Annotated in this window: 22 protein-coding genes; 17 read left to right on the top strand and 5 right to left on the bottom strand. The window is 72.9% G+C overall.

Annotated elements, in window-relative coordinates; all coding sequences use genetic code 11:
• Positions 1-27: 27 nt before the first annotated feature.
• From ACYVG5_RS01910 to ACYVG5_RS01920, 3 genes are all read right to left on the bottom strand, one after another.
• Entirely contained in the window at positions 28-1,827 is a 1,800-nt protein-coding gene (locus ACYVG5_RS01910; protein WP_222047890.1) for an AfsR/SARP family transcriptional regulator, read from the bottom strand.
• A gap of 100 nt (positions 1,828-1,927) precedes the next feature.
• Entirely contained in the window at positions 1,928-2,152 is a 225-nt protein-coding gene (locus ACYVG5_RS01915; RefSeq protein WP_222047892.1) for a tautomerase family protein, read from the bottom strand.
• A gap of 127 nt (positions 2,153-2,279) precedes the next feature.
• Entirely contained in the window at positions 2,280-3,143 is an 864-nt protein-coding gene (locus ACYVG5_RS01920) for a PAC2 family protein (RefSeq protein ID WP_222047895.1), read from the bottom strand.
• A 200-nt stretch (positions 3,144-3,343) separates the two neighbouring features.
• On the opposite strand from ACYVG5_RS01920, the gene metH reads away from it, so the two are divergent.
• A complete protein-coding gene (metH, locus tag ACYVG5_RS01925; RefSeq protein WP_222047897.1) occupies positions 3,344-7,144 on the top strand; it encodes a methionine synthase in 3,801 nt (1,266 codons plus the stop codon).
• On the top strand, positions 7,141-7,908 hold the full coding sequence (locus tag ACYVG5_RS01930; protein WP_222047900.1) for an HAD family hydrolase: 768 nt from the start codon (positions 7,141-7,143) through the stop codon (positions 7,906-7,908). The genes metH and ACYVG5_RS01930 overlap by 4 nt, the downstream gene beginning before the upstream one ends.
• A 69-nt stretch (positions 7,909-7,977) precedes the next feature.
• Here ACYVG5_RS01930 and ACYVG5_RS01935 read toward each other — a convergent pair whose 3' ends face one another.
• Complete coding sequence (locus tag ACYVG5_RS01935; protein ID WP_222047903.1) at positions 7,978-8,940, bottom strand: RecB family exonuclease; 963 nt, start codon at positions 8,938-8,940, stop codon at positions 7,978-7,980.
• An 84-nt stretch (positions 8,941-9,024) separates the two neighbouring features.
• Between ACYVG5_RS01935 and ACYVG5_RS01940 the strand changes: the two genes are divergently transcribed.
• From ACYVG5_RS01940 to ACYVG5_RS01980, 9 genes are all read left to right on the top strand, one after another.
• Positions 9,025-9,972, top strand: coding sequence for a tRNA (adenine-N1)-methyltransferase (locus ACYVG5_RS01940; RefSeq protein ID WP_460682919.1), 948 nt, complete (start codon positions 9,025-9,027; stop codon positions 9,970-9,972).
• 141 nt (positions 9,973-10,113) lie between these two features.
• A complete protein-coding gene (arc, locus tag ACYVG5_RS01945; protein ID WP_222047906.1) occupies positions 10,114-11,892 on the top strand; it encodes a proteasome ATPase in 1,779 nt (592 codons plus the stop codon).
• An 82-nt stretch (positions 11,893-11,974) separates the two neighbouring features.
• Positions 11,975-13,480, top strand: a complete 1,506-nt coding sequence (gene dop, locus ACYVG5_RS01950) for a depupylase/deamidase Dop (RefSeq protein ID WP_246630090.1) — start codon at positions 11,975-11,977, stop codon at positions 13,478-13,480.
• Positions 13,481-13,573: 93 nt separating this feature from the next.
• Positions 13,574-13,783 carry a ubiquitin-like protein Pup gene (locus ACYVG5_RS01955; protein WP_222047909.1) on the top strand — a complete coding sequence of 70 codons (210 nt, stop codon included), beginning with the start codon at positions 13,574-13,576 and terminating at the stop codon, positions 13,781-13,783.
• A 102-nt stretch (positions 13,784-13,885) separates the two neighbouring features.
• Positions 13,886-14,464: an endonuclease VII domain-containing protein gene (locus ACYVG5_RS01960; protein ID WP_246630091.1), complete on the top strand. Its 579-nt coding sequence runs from the start codon at positions 13,886-13,888 to the stop codon at positions 14,462-14,464.
• A gap of 85 nt (positions 14,465-14,549) precedes the next feature.
• A complete protein-coding gene (prcB, locus tag ACYVG5_RS01965) occupies positions 14,550-15,392 on the top strand; it encodes a proteasome subunit beta (protein ID WP_222047912.1) in 843 nt (280 codons plus the stop codon).
• A gap of 3 nt (positions 15,393-15,395) precedes the next feature.
• Positions 15,396-16,325 (top strand): proteasome subunit alpha, encoded by a 930-nt coding sequence (gene prcA / locus ACYVG5_RS01970; protein ID WP_222047916.1) that lies wholly within the window; start codon positions 15,396-15,398, stop codon positions 16,323-16,325.
• A gap of 59 nt (positions 16,326-16,384) precedes the next feature.
• Entirely contained in the window at positions 16,385-17,743 is a 1,359-nt protein-coding gene (gene pafA, locus ACYVG5_RS01975) for a Pup--protein ligase (RefSeq protein ID WP_222047919.1), read from the top strand.
• Between the two features lie 111 nt (positions 17,744-17,854).
• Complete coding sequence (locus ACYVG5_RS01980; protein ID WP_222047922.1) at positions 17,855-18,598, top strand: SDR family oxidoreductase; 744 nt, start codon at positions 17,855-17,857, stop codon at positions 18,596-18,598.
• 143 nt (positions 18,599-18,741) lie between these two features.
• Here the strand turns inward: ACYVG5_RS01980 and ACYVG5_RS01985 are convergent, their stop codons facing one another.
• Positions 18,742-19,863, bottom strand: coding sequence for a DUF3866 family protein (locus tag ACYVG5_RS01985; protein ID WP_222047925.1), 1,122 nt, complete (start codon positions 19,861-19,863; stop codon positions 18,742-18,744).
• A 103-nt stretch (positions 19,864-19,966) separates the two neighbouring features.
• Between ACYVG5_RS01985 and ACYVG5_RS01990 the strand changes: the two genes are divergently transcribed.
• The 6 genes from ACYVG5_RS01990 (at position 19,967) to ACYVG5_RS02015 (ending at position 26,535) form a co-directional block, all read left to right on the top strand.
• Positions 19,967-20,944: a helix-turn-helix transcriptional regulator gene (locus tag ACYVG5_RS01990; RefSeq protein WP_222047928.1), complete on the top strand. Its 978-nt coding sequence runs from the start codon at positions 19,967-19,969 to the stop codon at positions 20,942-20,944.
• A 73-nt stretch (positions 20,945-21,017) separates the two neighbouring features.
• Positions 21,018-21,989 (top strand): helix-turn-helix transcriptional regulator, encoded by a 972-nt coding sequence (locus ACYVG5_RS01995; protein ID WP_222047931.1) that lies wholly within the window; start codon positions 21,018-21,020, stop codon positions 21,987-21,989.
• Positions 21,990-22,039: 50 nt separating this feature from the next.
• Positions 22,040-22,249 carry a hypothetical protein gene (locus ACYVG5_RS02000; RefSeq protein WP_222048240.1) on the top strand — a complete coding sequence of 70 codons (210 nt, stop codon included), beginning with the start codon at positions 22,040-22,042 and terminating at the stop codon, positions 22,247-22,249.
• 108 nt (positions 22,250-22,357) lie between these two features.
• Positions 22,358-22,672 carry a Sec-independent protein translocase subunit TatA gene (gene tatA / locus ACYVG5_RS02005; protein WP_222047934.1) on the top strand — a complete coding sequence of 105 codons (315 nt, stop codon included), beginning with the start codon at positions 22,358-22,360 and terminating at the stop codon, positions 22,670-22,672.
• A gap of 87 nt (positions 22,673-22,759) precedes the next feature.
• Positions 22,760-23,620, top strand: a complete 861-nt coding sequence (gene tatC, locus ACYVG5_RS02010; protein ID WP_222048242.1) for a twin-arginine translocase subunit TatC — start codon at positions 22,760-22,762, stop codon at positions 23,618-23,620.
• Positions 23,621-23,703: 83 nt separating this feature from the next.
• Positions 23,704-26,535 (top strand): DEAD/DEAH box helicase, encoded by a 2,832-nt coding sequence (locus ACYVG5_RS02015; protein WP_222047937.1) that lies wholly within the window; start codon positions 23,704-23,706, stop codon positions 26,533-26,535.
• Positions 26,536-26,606 lie beyond the last annotated feature (71 nt).

Here is a 26,606-nt window from a genome sequence, read left to right on the forward strand (position 1 = left end):
AACGCCCGTGTCGACACGGCGGTGGGCTCAGCCCGCCACCGGGCAGGCCTGGATCCGGGCCTGCAGGGCCGGGTCGTCGATCTGCCCGGCGATGGCGGTGGCGGCCGCCAGCGCCGTGCGGGACCCGGCCCGGGCGCGGTGCAGGTGCACGCGCACCAGGAGGTCACGCATGCTGCCGCGCGAGGCGAGGTCGGCCAGCCGGTCGACCGGACCGGCTGCTGCGGCCGGGGCGGTGTCCAGCGTGATCGTGCAGACGACGTCGAGCAGGCGGGCGTAGGGCCACAGGTACCACGGCGCCGGGGTCAGGCCCTGGTCGCACCAGCGCCGTGCCCGCTCCGGGCTGCCCTCCGCTAGTGACAGGGTGGCCTGCCCGTGCGCGACCGTCGCCATCCAGCAGTGGTCATCGCTCTCGGTCGCGAGCACCCAGGCGTGGTCGAGCAGCTCGCGGGCAACGTTCAGGTCGCCCAGTCCGACCGCCGCCTCAGCCCGGAACGCCGTCGGCCACGGCTGGAAAGCCGTCCAGTCCTGCCGCGCCACCTTCTCGAGCGCGCCGTCGAGGACGGCCGCTGCGAGTGCGTACTCGCCGCGCAGGGCGTGGCGGCGTCCGATCATGGACAGCGACCACGCCTCCTGCCGGGAGTCGCCCACCTGCCGGGCCAGGGCAGCGGACCTGTCCAGGGCGGCGAGGGCGCCGGGGTAGTCGGCACCATCGGTGAGGCACATGCCGCGCACCCCGAGCAGCCGGGCGATCTCGGCGTCGTCGCCGGTGGACCGGCGGCCCTCGTCCAGCCAGAGCAATGCCCGATCCTGCTGACCGCGCTGCAGGGCCAGGAAGCCCAGCTCGCGGCAGGCGGCGGCGACGATGTCACCTGCCTGGACCCCGCGGGCCAGGGCGGCCGCCTCCTGGAGGAGACCCCGGACCGCGGTGCCCCGCTCTCCGGCGGCGTGCACCCGTGCACCGGCCAGCGCGACATAGGCGGTCGCGCGCAGGGCAGGTTCGCCGACCTCCACCGCCATGCCCGCCGCCCGGCGCAGCTGCTCGAGCGCGCGCTCCACGGCCCCGGCCATCAGCGACGCGCGGCCGGCGTCGAGGTAGGAGCGCACCGCGGCGGCGCTCGCGGGAAGCGGCGGCTGACGAGGGACCGGGTCCGTCGCGGCGGCGAGTACTTCAGCGGGTGGTGCGCAGCCGAGTTCGCGGCGGAACAGGTCGGTGCAGCGCAGGGCCTGCCGGCGAGCACCGGGCCGGTCCCCGGCCGCGGTCAGACTTCGAACCAGCACCGCGTGGTGGTCGGGGTCCAGCGGGTTCATCGCCACCGCCCGGGCGGCCAGCCGGGCCGCAGCCGCGGCGGAGCCCGCGGCGAGCAGGTCGAGCGCTGCCTCGACGAGGACCGTCTCGGTGCAGGACGTGATCCGGCACCGTTCCGCCGCCAGCCACGCCTCGAACCCAGGCGCGTCGGGGAGTGCCACCCCCTCCAGGAGCTCCGCGCCGAAGTCGGCGAGAGCCAGTGCCTGGGCGGATGTGCCGTCGGTGAGCTGGCGGACGTCGACGCCGCAGGCGGGGGAGAGGGTCAGCGCTAACCCGCCGCCGTCGAGGACGGCGATCCCGGCCAGCGCACGCCGCAGCTCGCTCAGGTTCCAGCGTAGGGCGCCCAAGGGGTCGAGCGCGTCGCCGAACAGCAGGGATGCCAGGTGCTGTCGGCTCGGCGGACACCCGGCCAGCACGAGGTAGGTCAGCAGGGCCCAGGCCTTGTTGCCCCGCGGGGCAACGGCCGGTGCCCCGTCCCGCTCGATGCGGGGTCGGCCGAGCAGTCTGATGGTGGCGGTCACGGCGTCGCCTCCTCCGCCGGAGCGACGGTAGCTGCATCGGGCCGCGCGTGGCGGTGGCGGGGTGGCGGCACCGTGTCCCGCCGGTACCGCCACCCGCTGGTCACCCGGCGGCAGTGCCGGCCAGCGCCCTCACGTCAGCGGTGGTCAGGCACTTCCCACCGATGCCCCACTCGCCGCTGGCCACCTCTTCCACGACCACCCAGGTCACGCCGCGCATGGCCTCGCCCTCGATGGCGACCATCGCATCGGTCAGTCGCTCCACGATGGCCTGCTTCTGGCCGGAAGTGAACACGCCCTCGATGACCTTCACGTTGACGAACGGCATGGCTGCTCCTCTGCTCGGCCGACACCGGATGTGCGGCTGGGAGGACCGTCCACGACCGGGGTGTGACCACGCGTGTGATCGCAACGTGCCACCGGCTCCGCGCGGGGCGGCGCGCCAGGGGAGGGGATCAGCTGCCGGACGGGCCCCGGCGGCGCAGGTAGCGCTCGAACTCGCGGGCGATCGAGTCGCCGCTGGTCTGGGACAGGTCGGTGGCGGTGGCCCGCTCCTCCAGGGACCGGACGTACTCGACGACCTCGTCGTCCTCCTGGGCCATCTCGTCGACGGTGGTGACCCACTCCTCGGCCTGCTGGGGCAGGGCGCCGAGCGGCACCGCCACCTCCAGCACCTCCTCCACCCGCTGGAGCAGCGCCATGGTCGCCCGCGGCGCCGGCGGCTGCGACACGTAGTGCGGCACCGCGGCCCAGAAGCTCACCGCCGGTAGCCCGGCCTGCACGCAGGCGTCCTGGAAGACGCCGAGGATGCCGGTCGGGCCCGTGTAGCGGGAGGTCTCCAGACCCCACTTCGTGGCGGACTCGTCGTCGTAGGCGGAGCCGGTGACCGGGGTGGGCCGGGTGTGCGGGGTGTCGGCCAGCAGGGCACCGAGGGCCACGACGGTGTGCGCGCCGAGCTCCTGGCAGATCTCGATCAGCTCCGCGCAGAAGCCCCGCCAGCGCATGTTGGGCTCGATGCCGCGGATGAGCACGACGTGCCGGTCGCCGTCCGGCGGGCGGGCGACCGAGATGCGGGTGGTCGGCCACTCCAGCCGGCGGCTGATGCCGTCGATCAGGGCGACGGTCGGCCGGTTGACCTGGAAGTCGTAGTAGTCCTCGGGGTCCAGCGCGGCCAGCGGGGTGGCGTCCCAGATGAGCTCGAGGTGCTCGAGCGCCCCGGTGGCGGCGTCCCCGGCGTCGTTCCAACCCTCGAACGCGACCACCACGACGGGGTCGTCCAGCTGGGGCAGGTCGTCTGCTGCGGACTTCGGATCACTCACCTTCACGAGCCTACGTCGATCCCGCCGCCCGGCCCCCGGTGACCGCGCGGGGAGGCACCGCGGTGCACGCAGGACGGTGCGGAGTGCGACCATGGTCGGGTTGTTCGAGGACGACGAGGGGCTCGCCCCCGTCGGAGTTGCCAGGGCCCTGGCGCCGGACGTCTCCGTGATCGTGCCCGATCGACGCCCGAGGATCGCCTGTGTCCGAGCTCCCGTCCCTCCGCCCCGACGCCACCGCCGAGCTGACCGCCCGGCTGGAACAGCGCATCCTGGTGCTCGACGGGGCGATGGGCACCGCGATCCAGCGCGACCGGCCGGACGAGGCGGGCTACCGGGGAGAGCGCTTCGCCGAGTGGCCCAGCGACGTCCAGGGCAACAACGACCTGCTCAGCCTCACCGCGCCGGAGATCATCTCCGGCATCCACCGCGAGTACCTCGAGGCCGGCGCGGACTTGATCGAGACCAACACCTTCAACGCCACCCGGATCTCCCTGGCCGACTACGGCATGGCCGGTCTCGCCACCGAGCTCAACGTCGCCGCGGCCCGGCTGGCCCGCGCCGAGTGCGACGCCATGACCGCCCGTACCCCGGACAAGCCCCGGTACGTCGTCGGGGCGCTCGGCCCCACCAGCCGGACGGCGTCCATCTCGCCGGACGTGAACGACCCCGGCGCCCGCAACGTCACCTTCGACGAGCTGGTCGAGGCCTATCTCGAACAGGCCGACGGGCTGGTGGACGGCGGCAGCGACGTGCTGCTGATCGAGACCGTCTTCGACACCCTCAACGCCAAGGCGGCGATCTTCGCGCTGGAGACGCTGTTCGAGCAGCGCGGGCGCCGCTGGCCGGTGATGGTCTCCGGCACGATCACCGACGCCTCCGGGCGAACGCTGTCCGGCCAGGTCACCGAGGCGTTCTGGCACTCCGTGCGGCACGTGGAGCCGCTGCTGGTCGGCCTCAACTGTGCGCTGGGCGCGGCGGAGATGCGGCCCTACCTCGCCGAGATCGCCCGGATCGCCGACACCTTCGTCTCCTGCTACCCGAACGCCGGCCTGCCCAACGCCTTCGGCGAGTACGACGAGTCCCCGGAGCAGACGGCGGAGATCCTGACGGAGTTCGCCCGGGCCGGCTTCGTCAACGTCGTCGGTGGCTGCTGCGGCACCACCCCGGCGCACATCGCCGAGCTCGCCGGTGGGGTCGGGGAGCTCGCACCCCGGGTCCCGCCCCGGGTGCAGCCCGCCCTGCGGTTGGCCGGGCTCGAGCCGGTGACCATCACCGGCGACTCCCTGTTCGTCAACGTCGGCGAGCGCACGAACATCACCGGGTCAGCCAGGTTCCGGAACCTGATCAAGGCCGGTGACTACCCGGCGGCCCTCGCCGTCGCCCGGCAGCAGGTCGAGGCCGGCGCCCAGGTCATCGACGTGAACATGGACGAGGGGATGATCGACGGCATCGCGGCGATGGACCGCTTCACCAGGCTGATCGCCGCCGAGCCCGACATCTGCCGGGTGCCCACGATGATCGACTCCTCGAAGTGGGAGGTCATCGAGGCCGGGCTCAAGTGCGTGCAGGGCAAGGCGATCGTCAACTCGATCTCGCTGAAGTCGGGCGAAAAGGAGTTCGTCCGGCAGGCCCGGCTGTGCCGCAAGTACGGGGCCGCGATCGTCGTCATGGCCTTCGACGAGGACGGGCAGGCCGACACCCTCGAGCGTCGCCAGCAGATCTGCCGGCGGGCCTACGACGTCCTCACCCGGGACGTCGGCTTCCCCGCCGAGGACATCATCTTCGATCCGAACGTCTTCGCGGTCGCGACGGGCATCGAGGAGCACGCCCGCTACGGGCTGGACTTCATCGAGGCCACCCGCTGGATCAAGTCGAACCTGCCCGGTGCGCTGGTCTCCGGCGGCGTCTCGAACGTCTCGTTCTCCTTCCGCGGCAACAACCCCGTGCGCGAGGCCATCCACGCGGTGTTCCTCTACCACGCCATCGCGGCCGGCATGGACATGGGCATCGTCAACGCCGGCGCGCTGGAGGTCTACGACCAGGTGCCGCCGCTGCTCCGCGAGCGCATCGAGGACGTCGTCCTCGCCCGCCGGCCGGACAGCACCGAGCGCCTGCTCGAGATCGCCGGCGACTTCGCCGGGGACGGCGCGGTGCAGGAGGTCGCCTCCGAGGAATGGCGCTCGCTGCCGGTCGCCGAGCGCATCACGCATGCGCTGGTGAAGGGCATCGACGCGTTCGTCGAAGAGGACACCGAGGAGCTGCGGGCGCAGATCAGCGCGCGGGGCGGCCGGCCGATCGAGGTGATCGAGGGCCCGCTGATGGCCGGCATGAACGTCGTGGGCGACCTGTTCGGGCAGGGAAAGATGTTCCTGCCGCAGGTGGTCAAGTCGGCCCGGGTGATGAAGAAGGCCGTCGCGCACCTGATCCCGTTCATCGAGGCGGAGAAGCGGCCGGGGGACGCCGAACGCAGCAACGGCCGGGTGATCATGGCGACCGTGAAGGGCGACGTCCACGACATCGGCAAGAACATCGTCGGCGTCGTCCTGCAGTGCAACAACTACGACGTCGTCGACCTCGGTGTGATGGTGCCCGCGCAGAAGATCCTCGACGCCGCGAAGGCGGAGGGCGCCGACGTCATCGGGCTGTCCGGGCTGATCACGCCCTCGCTGGACGAGATGGTGAACCTGGCGTCGGAGATGGAGCGGCAGGGCTTCGACCTCCCGTTGCTCATCGGCGGGGCCACCACCTCCCGCGCGCACACGGCGGTCAAGGTGGCGCAGAAGTACCACGGCCCGGTGATCTGGGTGAAGGACGCGTCGCGGTCGGTGCCGGTGGTGGCCGCGCTGCTGTCGGACGATCAGCGCCCGCGGTTGCTCGCCGAGACCGACGCCGAGTACCAGACGCTGCGCGACCGGCACGCCGCCCGCCAGGACACCCGCGCCCTGCTGCCGATCGCCGCCGCGCGGGCCAACGCGACACCGATCGACTGGACCGGCTACGCCCCGCCCCGGCCGCGGATGCTGGCCCAGCAGGCCCGGGACGTCTGCGCCGGGGCCGACTGCGAGCACCAGCACGGCCGGGCCACCCAGTTCGTCCGCACCTTTGGCGACTACTCCCTCGAGGAGCTGCGTCGCTACATCGACTGGCAGCCGTTCTTCAACGCCTGGGAGATGCGCGGCAGGTTCCCCGACATCCTGCACAACCCGACGACCGGCGAGGCGGCCCGCCGGCTGTACGAGGACGCCCAGGCGATGCTGGACCAGCTGATCGGCGAGCGGTGGCTGCGGGCGAGCGGGGTGGTCGGGCTGTTCCCGGCCAACGCGGTGGACGGCGACGACATCGAGGTCTACACCGACGAGTCGCGCAGTGCGGTCCGGGCGACGCTGCACCTGCTCCGCCAGCAGACCGAGGGGCGGGACGGTTCCCCGCGCAAGTCCCTGGCCGACCTGGTGGCACCGCGGTCCACCGGGCTCCGCGACTACGTGGGCGCCTTCGCGGTCACCGCCGGGCTCGGGTCGGCCGAGCGGGTGGCGCGCTTCAAGGCGGACAACGACGACTACTCCGCGATCCTGCTGGAGTCGCTGGCCGACCGGCTCGCCGAGGCGTTCGCCGAACGGCTGCACGAGCGCGTGCGCCGGGAGTTCTGGGCGTACGCGCCGGGCGAGACGCTGGACGGCGCCGGCCTGCTCGCCGAGAAGTACGTCGGGATCCGCCCGGCGCCCGGCTACCCGGCCTGTCCCGAGCACACCGAGAAGCAGACGATCTGGGAGTTGCTGGACGTGTCCGCCGCCACCGGCATCGAGCTCACCGAGAGCATGGCCATGTGGCCCGGCGCGGCGGTCAGCGGGCTGTACTTCTCGCACCCGCAGTCGCGGTACTTCGTGCTGGGCCGGGTCGCCCGGGACCAGGTCGAGGACTACGCACGCCGCAAGGGCTGGACCGTCGCCGAGGCGGAGCGCTGGCTGTCACCCAACCTCGGCTACCGCACGGAGGACGAATGAACTCGAAGGGCCCCGGATCCCCGCATCCCTCGCCCGCGCACGGTGGGCTCCTGCCGCAGGGCCATCTACAGCCGCTGCAAGCAGTGCTGTTCGACATGGACGGCACGCTGGTGGAGACCGAGCAGTACTGGGGTGAGGCGATGTGCGACCTGGCCCGGGAGCTCGGCGGGAGCATGTCGCCGGCGGCCCGGGAGCGCACCGTCGGGACGTCGATGCGGGTCGCCATGGGCGTCCTGTACGCCGACCTCGGGGTACGGCGCGACGAGGTCGACCTGCAGGGGGACGTCCGCTGGGTAGAGGACCGGACGGCGGAGCTGATGGCCGCCGGTGGGATCGATTGGCGCCCGGGCGCGCGCGCACTGCTGGCCGCGGTCCGAGACGCGGGCGTGGCGACGGCGCTGGTGACGACGACGCCGCGCCGACTGGCCGCCCCGGTGCTGCAGCGGATCACCGGCGACCTGGGCGGGAACCCGTTCGACGTCACCGTCTGCGGCGACGAGGCGCCGGCCCGCAAGCCCGACCCGGCGCCCTACCTCCAGGCGATGGCCGCCCTCGGCGTCGAGGCCGGCGGGTGCCTGGTGATCGAGGACTCCCAGGTCGGCATCGCCGCGGGGCTGGCCGCGGGCGCAACCGTACTGGGCGTGCCGTCGTTACAGCGGATGCAACCACTTCCCGGACTGGTTGTCCGCCACGGGCTGGTGGGCCTGACCGCCGGCCAGCTCGGCGACCTGCTCAGGGTCGAGGCCGGCGGCGCCGGCCAGTGACGCCGACCCGCTGGTCGAGCTACCGCCGGGTGGAGCTGGGCAGGACGCCACGCGCTACCGGGCGGCGGCTCAGAGCGGGGTGACCGGAAGGGTGGTGCGCCAGCCGGCCGCCGCGGCGGCGTCGGCCGGAAAGGGCGGCGGAGTGCCGCCGAACGCCGGGCACAGCGCCTGGTGGTCGCACCAGCCGCACAGCCGGCTCTTGTTCGGCCGGAAGTCGGCGGTGGCCACCGCCCGCTCGATCGCCGCCCAGATCGCCTGCAGGGTCCGCTCGAAACGGAGCAGCTCGGCCTCGTCGGGGGCGTAGGTGAGCGCGTCGCCATCGCCGAGGTAGAGCAGCTTCAACTGGGCGGCGATCACGCCGCGGGTGCGCCAGAGGACCAGCGCGTAGAACTTCATCTGGAACAGGGCCTTGGCCTCGAAGGCCTCCCGCGGCATCGAGCCGGTCTTGTAGTCCACCACCCGCAGCGCGCCGCTGGGCGCGACGTCCAGCCGGTCGACGTAGCCGCGCAGCAGCAGCCCGTCGGGGAGGGTGACCTCGACCAGCTCCTCACGGCCGTGCGGCTGGATGCGGGTCGGGTCCTCGAGGGCGAAGTAGGTCTCCACCAGCGTGCCGGCCGAGGCCAGCCACGCCTCCAGGCCGGCCGCCGTGCCGCCGGCGGGGGCATCGGCCCCGTCGGCGGCCGTCGGGACGGGGAACAGCTCCGCGACGCCGGGCTCCGCCCGCAGGTCGGCCCAGGCCGGCTCGATCAGCGAGCGGGCCGCCTCGACCGTGCGCTCGGCCGCCGGGAGGTCGTAGAGCCGCTCGAGTACCGCGTGCACCAGCGTGCCGCGCACGGCCGCGGGCGACTTGCGCTCGGGCAGCCGGTCGATGGTGCGGAACCGGTAGAGCAGCGGGCAGGACTTGAAGTCCGCGGCGCGCGAGGGGGACAAGGACGGCCGCCGGGGCGCCGTGTCGGCGGCCGACGTCCGGTCCGAGGAGCCGCCCGCCGGGGCCACTCCCGCGGACGGGTCCGTCTCGAGGGTCGACGTCATGGGGCGAGGCTAGATCGGTCCTCCGACAGTTCCGGGTGTGCGCGCCGGGAGCGGCCAGGGTCGCCGTCCGTACCCTGTCCGTACGTGAGCGACGAGCAGCAGGACACGATCGAGCGCGCCTCCCGGGTAGCCGCCCCCACCGCGACCGAGGTGCCCGCCGACGCTCCGCCCGCGCCCGCGCCCGTCGAGGCGGAACCCCCGCCGGCGGCGCCCGGGGCCTTCCAGGTCGGCGACCGGGTGCAGCTCACCGACCCCAAGGGACGGCTGCACACCGTCGTCCTGGAGGCCGGCAAGCAGTTCCACACCCACCGCGGCGCGATCGAGCACGACCACCTCATCGGTGCGCCCGAGGGCTCCGTCGTCCACTCGACGGCGAACACCGGGTACCTGGCGCTGCGCCCGCTGCTGGCCGACTTCGTCCTCTCCATGCCGCGCGGGGCGCAGGTCATCTACCCCAAGGACGCCGCGCAGATCGTCGGCTTCGGCGACGTCGGCCCCGGCATGCGCGTGCTCGAGGCCGGCGCCGGCTCCGGCGCCCTCACCTGCTCGCTGCTGCGTGCGGTGGGGGAGCGGGGCTCGGTCACCAGCTACGAGCGGCGGGAGGACTTCGCCGACGTCGCCCGCGGCAACGTCGGTGCCTTCATCGGCGAGGTGCCGGCCAACTGGTCGCTCCGGCTGGGCGACCTCGCCGACCACCCGGCCGAGGAGGTGGTGGACCGCGTCGTCCTGGACATGCTCGAGCCGTGGGCCGTGCTGCCCACCGTCGCCGCCGCGCTGCGGCCCGGCGGTGTCCTGGTCGGCTACGTCGCGACGGTCACCCAGCTCTCGACCTACATGGAGGCGCTGCGCGCGCAGGGCCTGTGGACCGAGCCGTACGCCTGGGAGTCGTTGCTCCGGCCGTGGCACGCGGTGGGGCTCGCCGTCCGGCCCGAGCACCGGATGGTCGCCCACACCGCCTTCCTGGTCACCGCCCGGCGGCTGGCCGAGGGCACCGTCGCACCCCTCCGGCAGCGCCGCAAGAACGCCGGCTGACCGCTCGCCGGAGTCGGCCGGGTGGCGCCCGGACGACGTCCTGGCCGGGCGCGCGCGCCGGTCGCGTGGGCTGCGGCGCTGTCACCTCCCGCGTGTATAGATTGGCGTCCTGGCTCCCCCCGATGGCTGTGGAGGTGCGCGATGACCCTGGATCCCGACGAGTTCCGAGCGCGACGTGAGCGTGACGTCGCCTCACTGGTGAGCCAGATCTCCTACCTCGAGGAGGAGATCGGCCTCCTGCGGCGCAAGGTGTCCGACGGCCCGCGCCAGGTGCGCGCGCTGGAGGAGCGCCTCGCCGAGGCGGAGGGCCGGGCGGCCTTCCTGTCCGAGCGCAACGACAAGCTGGCCACCACGCTCCGCGAGGCGCGCGACCAGCTGGTCACGCTCAAGGAGGAGGTCGAGCGTCTGGGCCAGCCCCCGTCCGGGTACGGCGTCTTCCTCGCCAGGTTCGAGGACGGCACCGTCGACGTCTTCACCGGTGGCCGGAAGCTGCGGGTGTCGGTGTCCCCGGCCCTGGCGGTCGACGACCTCCGGCACGGCCAGGAGGTCATGCTCAACGAGGCGATGAACGTCGTCGAGGCGCGTGGCTTCGAGCGGGCCGGCGACGTCGTCATGCTCAAGGAGCTGCTCGAGCCGGTCGAGGGCATTCCGCGCCGGGCGCTGGTCATCGGGCACACCGACGAGGAGCGGGTCGTCTACCTCGCCGATTCCCTCGCCGACCAGCCGGTGCGTGTGGGCGACTCGCTGCTGCTGGAGTCCCGCTCCGGGTACGTCTACGAGCGGATCCCGAAGAGCGAGGTCGAGGAGCTGATCCTCGAAGAGGTCCCCGACATCGACTACGCCGACATCGGTGGGCTGTCCCGGCAGATCGAGCAGATCCGGGACGCCGTCGAGCTGCCGTTCCTGCACGCCGACCTGTTCCGCGAGTACGAGCTGCGCCCGCCGAAGGGCATCCTGCTGTACGGCCCGCCCGGCTGCGGGAAGACGCTCATCGCCAAGGCGGTGGCCAACTCGCTGGCCAAGAAGGTCGCGGCGCTCAACGGCGACTCCGACCGGAGCCAGGGGAAGTCGTTCTTCCTCAACATCAAGGGCCCGGAGCTGCTGAACAAGTACGTGGGGGAGACCGAGCGGCACATCCGGCTGGTCTTCCAGCGGGCCCGGGAGAAGGCCAGCGAGGGCACGCCGGTCATCGTCTTCTTCGACGAGATGGACTCGATCTTCCGCACCCGCGGATCCGGGGTGTCCTCCGACGTGGAGAGCACGATCGTGCCGCAGCTGCTCAGCGAGATCGACGGCGTCGAGGGGCTGGAGAACGTGATCGTCATCGGCGCCTCCAACCGCGAGGACATGATCGACCCGGCGATCCTGCGGCCCGGCCGCCTGGACGTAAAGATCAAGATCGAGCGGCCGGACGCCGAGGCCGCGCGCGACATCTTCAGCAAGTACCTGACCACCACGCTGCCGATCAACGCCGACGACCTGGCCGAGCACGGCGGAAGCCGCGAGGCGACCATCGCCGGGATGATCCAGAGCACCGTCGAGCGGATGTACACCGAGACCGAGGACAACCGCTTCCTCGAGGTGACGTACGCCAACGGTGACAAGGAGGTCCTGTACTTCAAGGACTTCAACTCCGGCGCGATGCTGCAGAACATCGTCGACCGGGCCAAGAAGATGGCGATCAAGGACCGGCTGGAGACCGGCGTCGGGGGGCTGCGGGTCGGCCACCTGATGGCGGCCTGCGTCGACGAGTTCAAGGAGAACGAGGACCTGCCCAACACGACCAACCCCGACGACTGGGCGCGGATCTCGGGCAAGAAGGGCGAGCGGATCGTCTACATCCGCACGCTCATCTCCGGCAAGGGCAGCGAGAGCGGGCGCGCGATCGACACCGCGACGAACACCGGCCAGTACCTGTGAGCTCGACGGCCCTGCTGCAGGGGCCCGCGCCGAGCTCGCGAGGCGTGGGGGGCAGCAGGGTCCCTTCTCTAACCTGGCGACCATGAGCGTGCGACGGGTGATGGGCACCGAGCTCGAGTACGGGATCTCCGTGCCGGGCCAGCCGGGGGCGAACCCGACGACGTTGTCGAGCCAGGTGGTCAACGCCTGGTCGGTGGCCGAGGCGCCGACCAGGCGGCGGCCGCGGTGGGACTTCGAGGAGGAGTCGCCGCTGCGCGACGCCCGCGGGTTTGACCTGTCGCCCGCCACCGCGCTGGATCACAACGACGCCGACGAGGACGCCGGGATGGCCAACGTCATCCTCACCAACGGCGCCCGGCTGTACGTCGACCACGCCCACCCGGAGTACTCGACGCCGGAGGTGACCAGCCCCCGCGACATCGTGCTGTGGGACAAGGCCGGCGAGCTGGTGATGGCCGAGGCGTCCCGCCGGGCCGCGCGCATCCCGGGCACCCGGCCCATCCAGCTCTACAAGAACAACACCGACGGCAAGGGCGCCTCCTACGGCGCGCACGAGAACTACCTGATGGACCGCCGGACACCGTTCATCGACATCATCCGCGGCCTCGTCCCGTTCTTCGTCACCCGGCAGGTGTTCGCCGGCGCCGGCCGCGTCGGCATCGGCCCGGAGGGCCGCCGGCAGGGCTTCCAGATCTCCCAGCGGGCCGACTTCTTCGAGGTCGAGGTGGGCCTGGAGACGACGCTCAAGCGGCCGATCATCAACACCCGGGACGAGCCGCACGCCGACGCGGACAAGTACCGCCGGCTGCACGTGATCATCGGCGACGCCAACCTCGCCGAGCTGTCCACGTACCTCAAGGTCGGGACGACGTCGCTCGTCCTGGCCATGATCGAGGCCCGGGCGCTGGGCAAGGATCTCACCATCGAGGACCCGGTCGCCGAACTGCAGGCGATCAGCCACGATCCGACGCTGACCCACCGGGTGCGGATGCGCGACGGGCGACGGCTCACCGGGCTGGAGGTGCAGCGGGAGTACCTCGCCCGGGCCGAACGGTTCGTCGCGGACACCGGCGACACCGACGAGCAGACCCACGACGTGCTGCGCCGCTGGGCCGAGGTGCTCGAGGACCTCTCGATCGACCCGATGCGCTGTGCCGACCGGCTGGACTGGCCGGCGAAGCTGCGGCTGCTGGAGGGCTACCGCACGCGCGACGGGCTGGGCTGGGGCGATTCCCGGCTGCACCTGGTCGACCTGCAGTACTCCGACGTCCGCCAGGACAAGGGGCTGTACCACCGGCTGGTGGCCCGCGGGTCGATGCAGCGGCTGCTCACCGACGAGGAGGTCACCCGGGCGATGACCTCCCCACCGTCGGACACCCGCGCCTACTTCCGCGGCGAGTGCCTGCGCCGGTACCCCGCCCAGGTCGCCGCCGCCTCCTGGGACTCCGTGGTGTTCGACCTCGGCCGGGAGAACCTGGTGCGGATCCCGACGATGGAGCCGCTGCGCGGTACCCGGGAGCACGTCGGCATGCTGTTCGAGTCGACGTCGACGGCGCAGGAGCTGGTGGACACCATCACCGGAGGGTGACGCGGAGGCCCACTCCTGTCGCACCCCGCGGGTAGCTTGCTGATCAGCAGGACCCACACCAGACAGCCCCAGCACCGAGCAGCGGAGGGTGAGATGGCCACGAGGGACACCGGCGGGCAGCAGAAGGCCACGCGCACGCGCGAGGAGACCGACGAGGTCGAGGCGTCGGTCGACGCCGACGTCGCCGAGCGCCACCAGGAGATGAGCGACGACGTCGACTCCATCCTTGATGAAATTGATGGCGTTCTTGAGGAGAACTCGGAAGAATTTGTTCGCCAGTACGTACAAAAAGGGGGACAATAGATAACATCGGACAAAATGGCGATGGACGTGAAATTCTGCAGGGATTGTTGCGGTTACAAGCCATTGTCCGAGTTCTCCAAGAACGCACGTTCTCGGGACGGGATGGCCTTCTACTGTCGGGTTCACCTGGCCGAGAGAGCCTTGCGAAGCCGTGAGGCGCGGCGGACACAACCGCGAGTGCAGCGTCGACCACCGGCGGAGTTGGTGGTGCCAGATGGTCACAAGTGGTGCCCCGAGTGCGAGCAGGTCCTCGTCATCGAGAACTTCGTCAGGACCGTGCAGTCGGCCAGTGGCTACTCCGCCTACTGCAAGCCCTGCCACAATAAACGGTCTCGGGCGTCTCGCGAGAAGGTTGGTGGCTCACGTACGTACCACCTGACTCGCCGGTACGGCATCACTGCTGACGAGGCAGATCATCTCCTCGAGGCCCAGGGCGGGTTGTGCGCCATCTGCCGGACGGCGGCCGCCGGACACGTCGATCACGATCATGTGACGGGCAGGGTTCGCCAGCTGCTCTGCTTCAACTGCAACGGCGGGCTCGGCCAGTTCCGGGACGACCCGGTCGTGCTCCGCGCCGCGGCGGACTACGTCGAGCGGCACCGCGCCCGCCAGGCGGCGGAGGGGGAGGGAGCGCCGGCTCCCGGCCCGGCACGCCGGGCCGCCCGGGCAGCCCACCGATAGGGTCGCCGGGACGTCCCAGCGCCTCCCGGCGCACGGGACGGAGCAGCACGAACAGCCGTCGGCAGGCGGCACGAGAGGTGGATGGGTGACAGACCAGTCGGCTGGCCGGAGCGGGTTCCCGCCCGCGTACCTGGACCGGGTGGGCTCCTCGTTCACCGATTTCCTGGGCATCACCGCCCCCGACCTGCTGCCCGGCCGTCGCCCGTTGCCGGCGATGCCGCTCGGTGAGGTCGGCCCGCACGCCACCACGATCGTCGCGGTCACGTACGGCGACGGTGTGCTCATGGGCGGCGACCGCCGGGCCACCATGGGCAACCTCATCTCCTCCCGCGACATCGAGAAGGTCTACGCCGCCGACTCCTGGTCGGTGATCGGCATCGCCGGGGCCGCGGGCATCGCGATCGAGATGGTCCGGCTCTACCAGGTGGAGCTGGAGCACTACGAGAAGATCGAGGGGATGACGATGTCCCTCGACGGCAAGGCCAACCGCCTCGCCGCGATGATCCGGGGCAACCTCGGTGCCGCGATGCAGGGCCTGGCCGTCGTCCCGCTGTTCGCCGGCTACGACCTCGACGCCGCCGAGGGCACCAGCCCGGGCCGCGTATTCAGCTACGACGTCACCGGCGGCAACTACGAGGAGAACGGCTACACCGCGGTGGGTTCCGGTTCCCTCTTCGCCAAGAGCTCGCTGAAGAAGACCTGGCGGCCGGGTCTGTCCGCCGATGCCGCCACCCGCACCGTCGTCGAGTCGCTCTACGACGCCGCCGACGACGATTCCGCCACCGGCGGCCCCGACATGGTCCGCAAGCTCTACCCGATCGTCTACCGGGTCGACGCCGAGGGCGCCGTCCGGCTCTCCGACGACCAGGTCTCCTCCGTGGCGGCCACCATCGTCGCGGAGCGCACCGCCGCGGACGGGCAGGGCTGAGCCATGACCATGCCGTACTACGCCTCCGCCGAGCAGGTCATGCGCGACCGCTCGGAGTACGCCCGCAAGGGCATCTCCCGCGGCCGCAGCGTCGCCGTCGTCACCTACTCCGACGGCGTCCTCTTCATCGCCGAGAACCCCAGCTCCACCCTGCACAAGGTCGGTGAGCTCTACGACCGGATCGGCTTCGCCGCCGTGGGCCGGTACTCGGAGTTCGAGAGCCTGCGGGTCGCCGGTGTGCGCCTGGCCGACGTCCGCGGCTACTCCTACAACCGCCGCGACGTCACCGGCCGGGTCATCGCCAACGCCTACGCGCAGACCCTCGGCGCGATCTTCACCGAGCAGATGAAGCCCTACGAGGTCGAGCTCTGCGTCGCCGAGGTCGGGGAGACCCCCGAGCACGATCAGCTGTACCGGCTCACCTTCGACGGATCGGTCGTCGACGAACCGGATTTCGTGGTGATGGGCGGGCAGGCCGAAGCGGTCAGCGGCCACCTGCGCGAGCACTTCCTCCCCGGCATGGGCCTCGCTGAGGCGCTCCGGGTCGGCGTCCGGGCGCTGTCCGCGGTCAGCCCGGCGACGGCGGCCAACGGCGGGGGCCACGACCAGCTCCCCGCCGAACAGCTCGAGGTCGCCGTCCTCGACCGGCGGCGTCCCAAGCGCGCCTTCCGGCGGGTCGTCGGCGTCGCCCTGCGCAGCCTGCTCGGTGACGAGTCCGCGGCAGCCGCCGAGGACGAGCCGGCCGCCGAGGCCGCGCACGTCCACGCGCCCAGCACCCCCGCACCGGGCACCCCACCCGGCCTCGGCGACCCCGGGGCGGTCGACACCGCCGGCGGCACCGAACACGCCGCGGGACAGCCGGCCGTGACCGACGGTGCCGGTGGCGAGACCGACGGCAAGGGTGACACCACCTCCGTCACCGAGGACCGGTGAGCGGCGCGGCGCGCTCGGGACACGAGCCGAGCGCGCCGCGGACGCCTAGGCTCGGGCAGGTGGAACGACGGATCTTCGGCATCGAGACCGAGTACGGCGTCACGTGCACCTTCAAGGGCCAACGCCGGCTGTCCCCGGACGAGGTGGCCCGCTACCTGTTCCGCCGGGTGGTGTCCTGGGGGCGCAGCTCCAACGTCTTCCTGCGCAACGGCTCCCGGCTGTACCTCGACGTGGGGTCACACCCCGAGTACGCCACCGCCGAGTGCGACGACGTCAGCGAACTGGTCGTCCACGACAAGGCCGGCGAGCGAATTCTCGAAGGGCTGATGGTCGACGCCGAGCAGCGCCTCAACGAAGAGGGCGTCACCGGCGACATCTATCTGTTCAAGAACAACACCGACTCCGCCGGCAACAGCTACGGCTGCCACGAGAACTACCTCGTCGGCCGGCACGGCGAGTTCAGCCGCCTCGCCGACGTGCTCATCCCGTTCCTGGTCAGCCGACAGATGGTCGTCGGTGCCGGCAAGGTGCTGCAGACCCCGCGGGGCGCGGTGTACTGCGTCAGTCAGCGCGCCGAACACATCTGGGAGGGCGTCTCCAGCGCCACCACCCGGTCCCGGCCGATCATCAACACCCGCGACGAGCCGCACGCCGACGCGGAGAAGTACCGCCGGCTGCACGTCATCGTCGGCGACTCCAACATGAACGAGACGACGACGCTGCTCAAGGTCACCATCACCGACCTGGTGCTGCGGATGATCGAGCAGGGCGTGGTTCTGCGCGACATGACCCTGGAGAACCCGATCCGGGCGATCCGGGAGATCAGCCACGACATGACCGGGCGGCGCAAGGTGCGCCTGGCCAACGGCCGGGAGATGTCGGCGCTGGAGATCCAGACCGAGTACCACGACCGGGCCGCCGAGTTCGTCGACCGCGAGGGCTACGGCCCGGTGCACCGGCAGATGCTCGAGCTGTGGGGCCGCACGCTCAAGGCCGTCGACTCCGGTGACCTCTCGTTGATCGAGCGGGAGATCGACTGGGCCACCAAGTTCCAGCTCATCGAGCGGTACCGCGCCAAGCGTGATCTCCCGCTGTCCAGTTCGCGGGTGGCCCAGATGGACCTCGCCTACCACGACATCCGCCGTGATCGGGGCCTGTACTACCTGCTCGAGCGGGCCGGCCAGGTCGACCGGGTGGCCCACGAGCCCCGGGTGTTCGAGGCCAAGAACGTGCCGCCGCAGACCACCCGGGCCAAGCTCCGGGGCGAGTTCATCCGCCGCGCCCAGGAGAAGCGCCGCGACTTCACCGTCGACTGGGTGCACCTCAAGCTCAACGACCAGGCCCAGCGCACCGTGCTGTGCAAGGACCCGTTCAAGGCCGTCGACGAGCGGGTGGAGAAGCTGATCGCCAGCATGTGAGAAAGGACCCCTCGGCCCCCCACGCCTCGCGAGCTCGGCGCGGGACCCTGCCGAGGGGCCGGTCAGCTCGGCGGCAGGTGCCTCGGCGGGTCGGCAGCGCAGACTGCTGGCATGGCCACCGCACTCGTCACCGGGGTCAGCCGGCGGGCCGGCATCGGCTTCGCCATCGCCCGTCGGCTGCTCGACCGTGGCGACCGCGTCGTCGTCCACTCCTGGGCAGCGCACGACGCGCAGCAGCCGTGGGGGAGCGACGACCTGACCGCCGTCCTCGCCGAGCTCGGCCATCCGCCGCACGTCAGCGCCGACCTCGCCGATCCACGTGCGCCGGCCGCCGTCGTCGCGCAGGCCCGGGCCGCGGCCGGACCGCTCACCACGCTGGTCGCCAACCACGCGCGCAGCGCCACCGGCGGGCTCGCCGAGGTGACCGCGGCCGAGCTCGACCTCTGCTTCGCGGCGAACGCCCGGGGGAGCGTGCTGCTCACCCAGGCCTTCGCGGCCCAGTACGAACCGGCCGCCGGCCCGGGGCGGGTCGTGCTGTTCACCTCCGGCCAGCACCGCGGCCCGATGGCCGGGGAGCTGGCGTACGCGCTCAGCAAGGGCGCGATCCAGTCGATCACCCTCAGCCTGGCCGACGGACTGGCCGAGCAGGGCATCACGGTGAACTGCCTCAACCCCGGCCCGACCGACACCGGCTGGGCCGATCCCGGCACCCGCGAACAGGTGGCGGCGGCGATGCCGGGCGGGCGGTGGAACAACCCGGACGACGCCGCGGCCGTGGTTGCCTGGCTGACCGGCCCGGACGCCGGCTCGGTCACCGGTCAGACTCTGGACGCCGAGGGCGGCTTCCGGCGCTGAGGCAGCGGGACCCGGTTGGGACCGATGGACGCGCGCCCGGCCTACAACCGTTATCCCCAACACCGCGGCGAAATCACAACCCGGCCGGCGGGGGAGGAGCATGCCACGCCCTACGGGCGCACACCGCGCAGCAACGAACCCGGTCAGACCGCGACGAGCTCGGCGGCGTACCGGCCGGCAGCCGCGGCGGCGAGGAAGTACGCGTGGTCCTCGGCCAGGCCGCGGCCCATCGTCGACAGCCGCACCGGCAACGCGGCCAGCGCCTCGTCCAGCCCGTCGGTGCGCACGGAGACGACGGGGTTGCGGTCCGGCTGCCCGGCGAGGTCCTCCTCGACCTGGCCGGCGAGCTCCGGCGGCAGCCCCTCGGGGACCACGAGGGTGACCCCGGCCAGCGCGACGCGGCCGAAGGCGGTCAGCGAGTGGTGGGAGACGCCGCGGTGCCGGGGGCGGGGGTCGGCGTCGGACAGCCGCAGCGCACCGACCGCCCGCCCGCCCAGCACGGCGACGGCGTTGCACGCCTCGCCGGCCGCCACGCCGGAGAACCCCCACGGCGTGCCGGTGCCCAGGTTCCCGGGCCCCTGGGCGACCACGGTGACGTCGGCGTGCAGCACGTGCCGGGCGGCGAGCAACCCGGTGTGCACGGTAACCGCCTCCAGGTCGCCACCGAAGGACTGCCCGACGGTGACCACCCCGGCCAGCGTGCCGGCCAGCGCGTCCAGGGTGCGGGAGAAGGCCGCCGGCAGCGCGCCGCCGTCGGTCATCACGTACGCCACCCGCAGCGCCGGGTCGGTCGCCCGCGCCCCGGCCAGCACGGCGGGCAGGGCGGAGTGCAGGTCGGCGACGACGACGGGCATGCCGCCGACGTCCTCGGCGTCGGCGATCACCCGGTGGTGCTCGGTGTCCTGCTCGTCCACGCCCTGCACGGTGACCTGCAGCGGCGTGTAACGGCCCTTCACCAGGTGACCGGGGCCGGCCGGGTCGGCGGGCAGCCGGTCCGGGACGGCGACCACCAGCGCGTACCCGCCGGTGCCCAGCCGCTGCGCCCAGGCCGTGGTGTTGAGCAGCACGTCGTCACCCACCTCGGGGCTGCCGACGACGGAGGGGTGCGCCAGCGCCCGCAGCGTGCCGTCGCCGGGCACCTCGACGGTCAGCTCGAGGGCATCGCGCCAGGCGCGGCCGAGCGCGGCGACCCGGCCGCGACGCCAGCGGATCCGGGATCCGGGGACGGGCGCGGACGGGGACGGCGGGGTCTCCGGGGACGTCACCCCGGCAGGCTAGATGAAGGGCCCCCTGCCCCCCACCGCTCGCAGAGCTCGCAGCGGAACCCTGCAGGCGGCCACCGGCGACCCGGCTGACTAGCCTGGGTCCGTGGCAGCCAAGCGCGCGGAGCGACTGGTGAACCTGGTGATCGCGCTGCTCGGCACCCGGCAGTTCGTCTCGGCCGCCAAGATCCGGTCGACGGTCCCCGGGTACGAGCACGACGACGGCACCGACCGGGCCGACGAGGCCTTCAAGCGGATGTTCGAGCGGGACAAGGCCGAGCTCCGCGAGATCGGCGTCCCGCTGGAGACCGGCCGGAACAGCTTCTTCGACACCGAGGACGGCTACCGGATCGCCCGCAGCGACTACGAGCTGCCCGACGTCACCCTCGAACCCGAGGAGGCCGCGGCCGTCGGGCTGGCGCTGCGGCTGTGGCAGTCCGCCCAGCTGGCCGGCGCCGCGCAGAGCGCGCTGGGAAAGCTGCGGGCCGCCGGCGTCGAGGTCGACCAGAGCCGCGGCATCCCGCTGCGCCCCCGGCTGGACGCCGGTGAGCCGGCCTTCGAGCCGTGCTACCTCGCCGCCCGCGACCGCCGCGAGCTCACCTTCGACTACCGCCGTCCCGACGAGGACACCCCCGTCCGGCGGCGCGTCCAGCCGTGGGGCGTCGTCGCCTGGCACGGCCGCTGGTACCTCGTCGGGCACGACCGCGACCGGCAGGCCCCGCGGGTGTTCCGGCTGTCCCGGGTCACCGGCATGCCGAAGCCCCTGGGGCCCGCCGGTGCGTTCCAGCCGCCGCCCGACCTCGACCTCGCCGCCGTGGTGGCCGGGCAGGAGCGCCGGGAGGAGCAGCTGGTCGTCGTCCGGGTCCGGCCGGGCACCGCCAACGGGCTGCGCCGCACCGGCACCTCGCTGGGCCCCGCCGAGGACGGCGACGACCGGCTGCAGCTGCGCACCACCGAGCCGTGGGCGCTCGCCGACGAGCTGGCCGCCTACGGCCCCGACGTGCTGGTCGAGGCGCCGCAGCCGATTCGGGAGGCGGTCGTCGAGCGGCTGACCCGGCTGGCCGCCCTGGGAGGCACCCCGTGAGCGAGCTTGCGGGCTCACGCCGGAGGAGAGCACCACAGGGCCTGCGGCCGCCGAGCGCCGGCGAGGAGACCGCATGACCAGCCCGAGCACCGCGGACCGGATGACCCGGTTGCTCACCCTGGTGCCCTACCTGCAGGCCCATCCGGACGGGGTCCGGATGGCCGACGCCGCGGCCGACTTCGGCATCACCGAGGTCCAGCTGCGCCGTGACCTGGACCTGCTGTGGGTGTGCGGCCTGCCCGGGCACGGGCCCGGCGACCTGATCGACCTGTCGTTCGAGGGCGACCGGGTACGGGTCACGTTCACCGCGGGGATGGTCCGGCCGCTACGGCTGACCACCGACGAGGCCGTGGCGCTCACCGTCGCGCTCCGCACGCTGCTGGAGCTGCCCGGGCTGGCCGAGGGCGAGGCGGTGAGCCGCGCGCTGGCCAAGGTGTCCGCGGCCGCCGGGCACGCCGCCGAGCAGTCCGCCCCGGTCGCGGTCAGCGTCGACGCCCGGGAGCAGGCCTTGGCCGTCGTCCGCGCCGCCCTGGAACCGGACCGGCACCGGGCGCTGCACCTGCACTACTACGTGCCCAGCCGGGACGAGCGGACCGAGCGCACCGTCGACCCGATGCGGCTGCTGCTGGTCGACGGTCACTGGTACCTGGAGGCCTGGTGCCGAGGGGCCGAGGGCGTGCGGCTGTTCCGGCTGGACCGGATCGACGACGTCGTCGTCCTCGACGAGCCGGCCGCGCCGCCGCCGCAGGCCTCCGAGCGCGACGTCGACTCCGGGCTGTACCAGCCCGACGAGGAGTCGCCGCTGGTCCGGCTGCGGCTGGCCCGGACCGCCCGCTGGGTGGCCGACTACTACCCGGTCGAGGGCGTCGCGCCGGTCGAGGACCCGCCCGGGGGGCTGGCCGTGTCGGTGCGCACCGCGGACCTGGCCTGGGCCCGCCGGCTGGTCGCCTCCCTGGGCGGGGCAGCGGTGGTCGACGAGCCGGCGGAGCTGGGGGAGCAGGTCGCGGCCGAGGCCAGGGCAGCGCTCGCCCGCTACGCGGACTGACGGCGACGGACTGATCGGCGGCGGACTGATCGGCGGCTAGGGTCGTGCCTGTGCTGCTCTGGGTGTGGATCGTGGTCGCCGTCCTGGCCGTGCTGGTGCTGGGCATCCTCGCCTTCGGCCTGCTCGGCGCGATGCAGCGGCTGACCAGGGAGCTCCGGGCAACCGACACCGCGCTGCGGCCGGTCCGCGCCGAGGTGCAGCAGACCCTGGACCGGGCCGCCGCCCAGCGCGCCGGGAACGGGACGGCGACGCCCCGGTGAACCGCTCCTGACCGCTGGCACGAACAACCGGTGCCGCCCGTCCGGAGCGGGGACCGGGTCCGGTTCGCCGCGTAGCATCCTGGGCACGCCCACGACTCGGAGGATCCGATGAACCTCGGCCCGATGGAGATCGGCCTCATCATCCTGGCCGTCCTGCTGCTCTTCGGTTACAAGAAGCTGCCCGACGCCTCCCGCTCCATGGGGCGCTCGCTGCGCATCTTCAAGAGCGAGATGAAGGGCATGAAGGACGACGACGTCCGCGACAAGGAGCCGGCGGCCACCACCCCGGTCCGCGGCGAGATCGTCGCCCCTCCCGCCGGCGGCGACCTGGACGAGGACGCCCGCGCCGCCGAGCTTCGCGCCGCGGAGCTGCGGGCGCAGGCCGCCCGGGCGCGGTCGGCCGCGGCCGACCGCACCCGCTGACCTTCTCGCACTGACCGGCTCGTGAGCACGCCCGGGCGCCCGCGCGACCGTCGCCCCCGGCGTCCCCTGCGGGACGAGGCGGCGACCATGCCCCTCGTCGGCCACCTGCGCGAGTTGCGCAACCGGATCGGCATCGCGCTGTTCTTCGTCCTGATCGGCACCGCGGTGTCGTTCTGGTGGTACGAGCACGGCCTCGGGGAGTTCATCCGCGCCCCGTACTGCGGCCTGGACACCGATCTCCGCGCGTTGGCCACCGGTGGCACGGGGGACTGCGCGCTGCTGGTCACCGACGTCTTCGGCGGTGCCCTGATCCGGTTGAAGATCAGCTTCATCGTGGGCGTGGTGCTGGCCGCGCCGTTCTGGCTCCACCAGGTGTGGGCCTTCCTCACCCCGGGGCTGAAGAAGAACGAGAAGCTCTACGGCGTGGCCTTCGTCGCCGCCTCCAGCACGCTGTTCGCGCTCGGCGCCGCACTGGCCTACTTCTCGCTGTCCGCCGGCCTGGATCTGCTCCTGGGGCTGGCCGGGGACGGCGTGGCCATCGCGCTCACCGCCCAGGACTACATCGGCTTCGTCATCTCGTTGCTGGTCGCCTTCGGGGTCAGCTTCGAGCTGCCGCTGATCGCCGTCGTGCTGAACCTGGTGGGGGTGCTCAGCCACGCGACGCTGAGCAAGGGCCGGCGGTGGATCTTCTTCCTGACCATCGTCTTCGCCGCCTTCATCACACCCACCCAGGACCCGTTCACCATGCTGCTGATGGCCGGGCCGATGATCGTGCTGTTCGAGCTCGCCATCCAGGTCGCCCGGTTCGTCGACAGGCGCCGGGCCAAGCGGGAGGCCGCGCTCGGTCTCACCGGGCTGGCCGACGACGAGTCATCCCCGCTGGTCGAGGATCCCGCCCGGCTGGACGAGCCCAGCCCCCTCGACGAGCCGACCACCGCGCCCCGCTGACCGCCGCCGGCGCCGCCCCCGGCTGATCTCCCGGCGGTTCGGTCCGACCCGCGGCGGTCGCACCCGGCGCATACCGTGGGGACATGTCCAGCCCGGCCGAGCGGTACGCGGCTGCCCGCCGCCGTACCGCGCACCCCACCCTGTCGGAGTTCACCAGCGAGCTCGGCTTCTCCCTCGACCCGTTCCAGGTCGAGGCCTGCGAGGCGGTGGAGGACGGCGCCGGGGTGCTGGTGTGCGCCCCGACCGGGGCGGGCAAGACCGTGGTCGGCGAGTTCGCTGTGCACAAGGCGCTCCGCGAGGGCCGCAAGGCGTTCTACACGACACCGATCAAGGCGCTGTCGAACCAGAAGTACAACGACCTGGTCGCGCGCTACGGCTCGGCCAAGGTCGGCCTGCTCACCGGTGACAACGCCATCAACGGCGACGCTCCGGTGGTCGTGATGACCACCGAGGTGCTGCGCAACATGCTCTACGTCGACTCCCCGGCGCTCACCGACCTCGGCTACGTGGTGATGGACGAGGTGCACTACCTCGCCGACCGGTTCCGCGGCGCGGTGTGGGAGGAGGTGATCATCCACCTGCCCGAGCACGTCGCCCTGGTCTCGCTGTCGGCCACGGTCAGCAACGCGGAGGAGTTCGCCGACTGGCTGGTCACCGTTCGGGGCCACACAACGGTGGTGGTCAGCGAGGTGCGTCCGATCCCGCTGTGGCAGCACATGCTGGTCGGCTCCCGGGTCTTCGACCTGTTCGCGCTGCGTCCGGCCGCGCACGCCGGGGAGTGGGAGCAGACCCCGCGGGGGCAGTCGACCCGGGAACGGGGGCGCGCCGTCGTCGATCCGGAGCTGGTCCGCTACGTGCACGAGCAGGAGCGCCGCTACGACTCCTGGTCCGGTGGCGGCGGCTCCCGGGGCGGCTTCAGCCACCGGCCGCGCTACCGGCCGCCGTCCCGCCCGGAGGTCGTCGACCGGCTGGACCGCGCCGGCCTGCTGCCGGCCATCACGTTCGTCTTCAGCCGCAACGGCTGCGACGCCGCCGTGCAGCAGTGCCGGGCGGCCGGCCTGCGGCTCACCGACGAGTCCGAGCGGTCGGCGATCGCCGAGGTCATCGACCGGCGCACCGGAGCGCTGCCCGAGGAGGACCTGCACGTCCTGGGCTTCTGGGAGTGGCGCGAGGGGCTGCTCGCCGGCGTCGCGGCGCACCACGCCGGCTTGGTGCCGGCGTTCAAGGAAACCGTCGAGGAGTGCTTCGTGCGCGGCTTGGTCAAGGCCGTCTTCGCCACCGAGACCCTCGCCCTGGGCATCAACATGCCGGCCCGGACCGTCGTCCTCGAGCGGCTGGTGAAGTGGAACGGTGAGGCGCACGTCGACGTCACGCCGGGGGAGTACACCCAGCTGACCGGCCGGGCCGGGCGCCGCGGGATCGACGTCGAGGGGCACGCGGTGGTGGTGTGGGCGCCGGGCGTCGACCCGGCCGCGGTGGCCGGGCTGGCCAGCACCCGCACCTATCCGCTGCGGTCATCCTTCCGGCCCAGCTACAACATGGCGGTCAACCTGGTGGGCGCCTTCGGGCGGGAACGGGCGCGGGAACTGCTGGCCGCCTCGTTCGCCCAGTTCCAGGCCGACCGCTCGGTCGTCGGGCTGGCGCGGTCCGCCGCCCGGCACGAGGCCGACGCGCAGCGGCTGGCCGTCGAGATGCACTCCGCTGCCGGCGACGTCCCCGGGTACGCCCGGCTGCGCGTGGAGATCTCCGAGCGGGAGAGGGCGCTGTCCCGCGATTCTCAGGCCAAGCGCCGGCTCGAGGCCGCCGAGTCGCTGGAGGCGCTGCGCATCGGCGACGTCATCCGGGTGCCCAGCGGCCGGCGGCAGGGGCTGGCGGTCGTGCTCGACCCGGGCCTGACCGAGCTCACCGAGCCCCGGCCGCTCGTGCTCACCGAGGACAAGTGGGCCGGCCGGCTCGCGGCGGTCGACTTCCCGTCACCAGTGACGGCGCTGGCCCGGGTCCGGGTGCCCAAGAACTTCAACCACCGCAGCCCGCACGCCCGCCGCGACCTGGCCTCCACGCTGCGCAACGCCCGGATGGAGAACGACCTGGGGGCCCGGCGCACCAAGGGCCGGTCGGCGGCCGCCGACGACCCGGTGCTGGCCGACCTGCGGCACGCGCTGCGCGCCCACCCGGTGCACTCGCTGCCCGACCGCGAGGAGCGGGTCCGGGCCGCCGAGCGCTGGATGCGTGAGCTGCGGGAGGCCGAGGCACTGCGCCGCCGGATGGACGAGCGCACCGGCTCGCTGACCCGGCAGTTCGACCGCACCTGCGACGTCCTGGAGGAGCTGGGCTACCTCGTGCCCGAGGACGCCGGCGAGCCGGCGACGGACGGCGGGGACGCCGACCCCCGGCCGGTCGTGACCGATGCCGGGCGGCGGCTGGGCCGGATCTGGTCGGAGACCGACCTGCTCACCGCCGAGTGCCTGCGTGCTGGGGTGTTCCGCGGCCTGACCCCGGCGGAGCTGGCCGCCTGCGTCTCCACGCTGGTGTTCGAGGCCCGCCGGGAGTCGCCGGGCCAGCCGTCGGTACCCGCGGGGAAGGTCGCCGCCGCGATCGGCGAGATGCGCCGGGTGCGGGTGCGGCTGGCCGACGTCGAGGTGGAGCACCAGGTGCCGGTGACCCGCGACCTGGATCTCGGCTTCGTGTGGGCGGCGTTCCGCTGGGCCGACGGGCAGACGCTGGACCGGGTGCTGGCGGGTGCGGAGCAGGCCGGCACGGAGCTGTCCGGTGGCGACTTCGTGCGGTGGGCCCGGCAGCTCATCGACCTGCTCGACCAGCTGGCCAAGGTCGCCGAGGAGCCGGTGGCGGGAGTGGCCCGGGCGGCGGTCGGCCGGGTACGGCGCGGCGTGGTCGCGGTGGCGGTCGGCGGCTGACCCGGCGAGCCGCTGCGATCCCCGGTCCGCGCGGCCGGGCGTAGGACACAATCGGCATCCGGTCACGAGCG

The organism is Modestobacter lapidis (assembly GCF_054780755.1).

What these genes read in the sequence shown, in the direction of transcription:
- tatC (WP_222048242.1), top strand. Translation starts at nt 22,760, where the DNA reads ATGCCCCTCGTCGGCCACCTGCGCGAGTTGCGCAACCGGATCGGCATC.
- ACYVG5_RS01995 (WP_222047931.1), top strand. Translation starts at nt 21,018, where the DNA reads ATGACCAGCCCGAGCACCGCGGACCGGATGACCCGGTTGCTCACCCTG.
- ACYVG5_RS01980 (WP_222047922.1), top strand. Translation starts at nt 17,855, where the DNA reads ATGGCCACCGCACTCGTCACCGGGGTCAGCCGGCGGGCCGGCATCGGC.
- arc (WP_222047906.1), top strand. Translation starts at nt 10,114, where the DNA reads ATGACCCTGGATCCCGACGAGTTCCGAGCGCGACGTGAGCGTGACGTC.
- ACYVG5_RS01935 (WP_222047903.1), bottom strand. Translation starts at nt 8,940, where the DNA reads ATGACGTCGACCCTCGAGACGGACCCGTCCGCGGGAGTGGCCCCGGCG.
- ACYVG5_RS01930 (WP_222047900.1), top strand. Translation starts at nt 7,141, where the DNA reads ATGAACTCGAAGGGCCCCGGATCCCCGCATCCCTCGCCCGCGCACGGT.
- ACYVG5_RS01955 (WP_222047909.1), top strand. Translation starts at nt 13,574, where the DNA reads ATGGCCACGAGGGACACCGGCGGGCAGCAGAAGGCCACGCGCACGCGC.
- tatA (WP_222047934.1), top strand. Translation starts at nt 22,358, where the DNA reads ATGAACCTCGGCCCGATGGAGATCGGCCTCATCATCCTGGCCGTCCTG.
- ACYVG5_RS01960 (WP_246630091.1), top strand. Translation starts at nt 13,886, where the DNA reads ATGGCCTTCTACTGTCGGGTTCACCTGGCCGAGAGAGCCTTGCGAAGC.
- ACYVG5_RS02015 (WP_222047937.1), top strand. Translation starts at nt 23,704, where the DNA reads ATGTCCAGCCCGGCCGAGCGGTACGCGGCTGCCCGCCGCCGTACCGCG.
- prcA (WP_222047916.1), top strand. Translation starts at nt 15,396, where the DNA reads ATGACCATGCCGTACTACGCCTCCGCCGAGCAGGTCATGCGCGACCGC.
- ACYVG5_RS01915 (WP_222047892.1), bottom strand. Translation starts at nt 2,152, where the DNA reads ATGCCGTTCGTCAACGTGAAGGTCATCGAGGGCGTGTTCACTTCCGGC.
- dop (WP_246630090.1), top strand. Translation starts at nt 11,975, where the DNA reads ATGAGCGTGCGACGGGTGATGGGCACCGAGCTCGAGTACGGGATCTCC.